Here is a 3,097-nt window from a genome sequence, read left to right as displayed (position 1 = left end):
TGCCATCAATAGACCCATTGTCTTTTTCAATAATGCTTTCATATTCTCCTCCTTATCAATCTAATAATGTTCCTTTTATTGTTTTTAAAAATTGCATAAAAATAGGTAGGAATACATACCTATCCATCAGGTATATATTTCTGCCAATTAAAAAATTCTACGTGAAAATGGACAGATCTATGCTGTCTGTCTATCTGTCATGGATTTTGTTAGTTTTTTCATGGCTTGTCAACCTTGTATGCTAATTTTTCTTGTGCTAATTATATAAGAAAAAGTCTATATTGACTAGCCTTTATATATTGTATATCCGTTATTTACTTGTCTATTTTCATTACGATCCCATCAAGGAAGATAAACTCAACCTTTCCATCGTGACGCACGGTTAGATAGTCAACCAGGCCTTTGAAATGCAGATAGTCTAAAAGTAGTTTACAAAGGCTATAATCCATCTCGTCTTGCAGTATTTTCTTTACTTCTCGCATTGACTCATCCTCCTTGTAGCCTATACATCACTCAGACTCCGTAATAAGTCCAGTATTGATAAACACCCTAAGGGCTAAAAGAACACCCCCTTGTCTAAATAGCACACACCCCTAAAAGCAAAAAAGTCTAGCGTCAATTCACACCAGACTTTCATTCACGTTCTTCTGCTTAGTCAGCCTACAATAAACCTTTATTTACAGTGTTCTTTTAAGCAACAGCTAATAGGCTTGGTATCATTTTCTGTAAAGTTATCTCTAGTTTCATCACGTGTTGGATACAATGAAACCTTGCCTTTGAACTCTGAAACTATTGCTTTGAACTCTGAAACTTTAACATTGTACTCTGAAACCTTATTTTAGGCAGCAGATGACGTACGTGAACAGCAGCAGTATTTTCACAGCCATACGAAGGCGCACCCCAGACTGGCTCGTAGATTGCAACTAGGCTGTAGACACGTCCAGGATGCTTCATGAGAAAATGGCAGGTGTCATATTCTTTGGTCGCAAGCGCAACCGCTTCGCCATCTACGGTAACTTTTTTTGCGGCATCATCGAGTTTGATACCACCAAGCACAAGTGTTCCGGCAGTCTCCTCGTCCTGAGGATTGGCGGCACCGAGCCGCTTATATCGGCGCAGCGCACTGCGTACGCGTGCCATCATAGGCACAAAGCAGCTCATAGTCGGGATTTTGCAGATAAATCTTGAGTGCACCAACAATATCACGGTCGTCATCTACTAGAAGAATGCGATACATTTGAACTCTTTCTCACATAGACCCTTGCATTTCAATACAATGTTTCGTCAGGGCAGGTGGCATACGAACCAGAGCATTTTCTCACGAGGATATATGAGGTGGCAGACGGCAAGTTCTGCTTACTAGACTTGACTTTTGCGTAGGACCCAGAGATTTTAAATCTGGCCCTCAAGCTCATAGTAGGTCAAAATCTTATTGGAGCGTCCTCTGCTATTGAGATCACGCACAACGATATCCTCTTCCCTAAGACCAGCGAGAACAATAAAATGACCAGTCTTGGTAAAATACCCTGACCCATGATGCAAATAATGGGATTGCCTGCTTCGAGGTCTGTCTTAACACGTTTCTCTTGCAGGGGAATCTCGGTCGCATCTAAACCTAATTTTCGACCGCCCTAAGATATGAGCGCCCAGGCACTACCCTCTCCATCGACTGCATAACCCTGAGCTGTTGCAAACTCGCCCATCGCAAGAGGCGACATCGATGCGTCCACCGTAAGATAAATATAGGCCATCGATAAACAGCTCGGACCACAACCAGAAGGCGCAAAGTACTGACCCGCATAGTTGGTATAGCCCCAGCGCTCATCCCACAGCAAGAAGAGCGGAACCATGGGACTGTGAGCGTATTCAGAAAGATCAATAGTTGGATGATCGTTGTGACGCTTGTCAAAATCCAAAACAAACTGGCGTGCTTCGGGATTGCGTTCAAAGAGACTGACAAGCTCGGTAGGAGTGATCTTGGAAGGGCGTTGCCATGACAGCAAGCCCTGTTGAAAACAGATAGCCCCAAGGGACGTAAGCGTAAGAAAAAAGAATGATAATGCGCTTGAACCAGCCGCGATGACGATGTTGGCGATGCGCTCGGCGCTGATACGACCGAAGTGTTGAAGCACTACGGCTATAGCGAGTTACGCCGCCCCTATAGACAACATCATTATGAGACGCAGGCCCTTCGCAGATAACTTCCATGCGCCCTCCTTTCCTGACTTGCGGCATTTCATGACAGGGTTGTATTACTTAAGCGCATTGTCTTCTGACCGCCCTTTAAGGAACCAGAAGCAAAATTCGAAAGATTTCCTTAACTTCAGGCATGCAAATTGGTCTGGCAAATCAAAGGACCACTTTGCAAAGACATTGAGCCCTATGCTCAGACAACGTCAAAAGAATTATTACAAAACACATCATCTAGCAGGTATAAATCAGCTTTGGATCTATACTTTGTGGTTTGTGACGACTGCGGCAGGGGAGCCACGAGCAAAAGTGCTGGAATGATTACAAGGTCAAACGGTGAAATTGCCAAATATGACGATGAAGGCGGGAGCTTCAAAGCAAACGACCTTTCGATGCTTGAGGCTGGCCTTCACAAAGTATTTTGGGCGCCCAAAGGATGCAGAGGATGCATATCGTATGGGGCTGCATCGATGATCTTATGCCACCCCAGAAACAGAAAGACGAAAAAACGGTATAGCCATATTTCACGACTATACCGTAATGTTCGGGATTACAAACTCCCTATGTTGCACTGCCTAACCTATTGGTTGTTATTTTTCTTAAGCCCCAGTGCTAGTGCTGAAAGAGCAGATCCAATCAGTGCCATGACACCTACATAGAATGGTACGCTCGTTGCTTCGCCAGTTTTTAGTATAACATGTGCAGAAGAATTTGTCCCTTTATTTCCTGTATTTCCTGTATTTCCTGTATTTCCTGTATTTCCATTTATAGAACCTGGCTGTGCTGTTCCTGGGTTCATTGGATGCTCCGGTTTGGCCGGTTCTTCGGTGAAGGTCCAAGAACCTGTAATGCTTGCGTTCTTGTCACCCATGGTGCCGTTATTCGGATCGGTCCAACCGCTGAAGGT

Annotated in this window: 4 protein-coding genes; all 4 read right to left on the bottom strand. The window is 44.1% G+C overall.

The features are described 5' to 3' along the window. Positions 1–789: 789 nt before the first annotated feature. A complete protein-coding gene (locus tag Q0X25_RS08125; RefSeq protein ID WP_298581048.1) occupies positions 790–1,143 on the bottom strand; it encodes a winged helix-turn-helix domain-containing protein in 354 nt (117 codons plus the stop codon). Further along, positions 1,106–1,237, bottom strand: a complete 132-nt coding sequence (locus Q0X25_RS08120) for a hypothetical protein (protein WP_298581045.1) — start codon at positions 1,235–1,237, stop codon at positions 1,106–1,108. The genes Q0X25_RS08125 and Q0X25_RS08120 overlap by 38 nt, the downstream gene beginning before the upstream one ends. Before the next feature lie 394 nt (positions 1,238–1,631). Continuing rightward, complete coding sequence (locus Q0X25_RS08115) at positions 1,632–2,132, bottom strand: hypothetical protein (RefSeq protein ID WP_066714213.1); 501 nt, start codon at positions 2,130–2,132, stop codon at positions 1,632–1,634. Between the two features lie 638 nt (positions 2,133–2,770). Continuing rightward, positions 2,771–3,097: hypothetical protein (locus Q0X25_RS08110; RefSeq protein ID WP_298581038.1), on the bottom strand; the 327-nt coding region annotated here is incomplete at its 5' end.

This window comes from uncultured Olegusella sp. (assembly GCF_947253395.1).
Classification (GTDB): domain Bacteria; phylum Actinomycetota; class Coriobacteriia; order Coriobacteriales; family Atopobiaceae; genus Olegusella.
The sequence above is the reverse complement of the archived record's forward strand: the minus strand, read 5'-3'. Positions and strand labels throughout refer to the sequence as shown.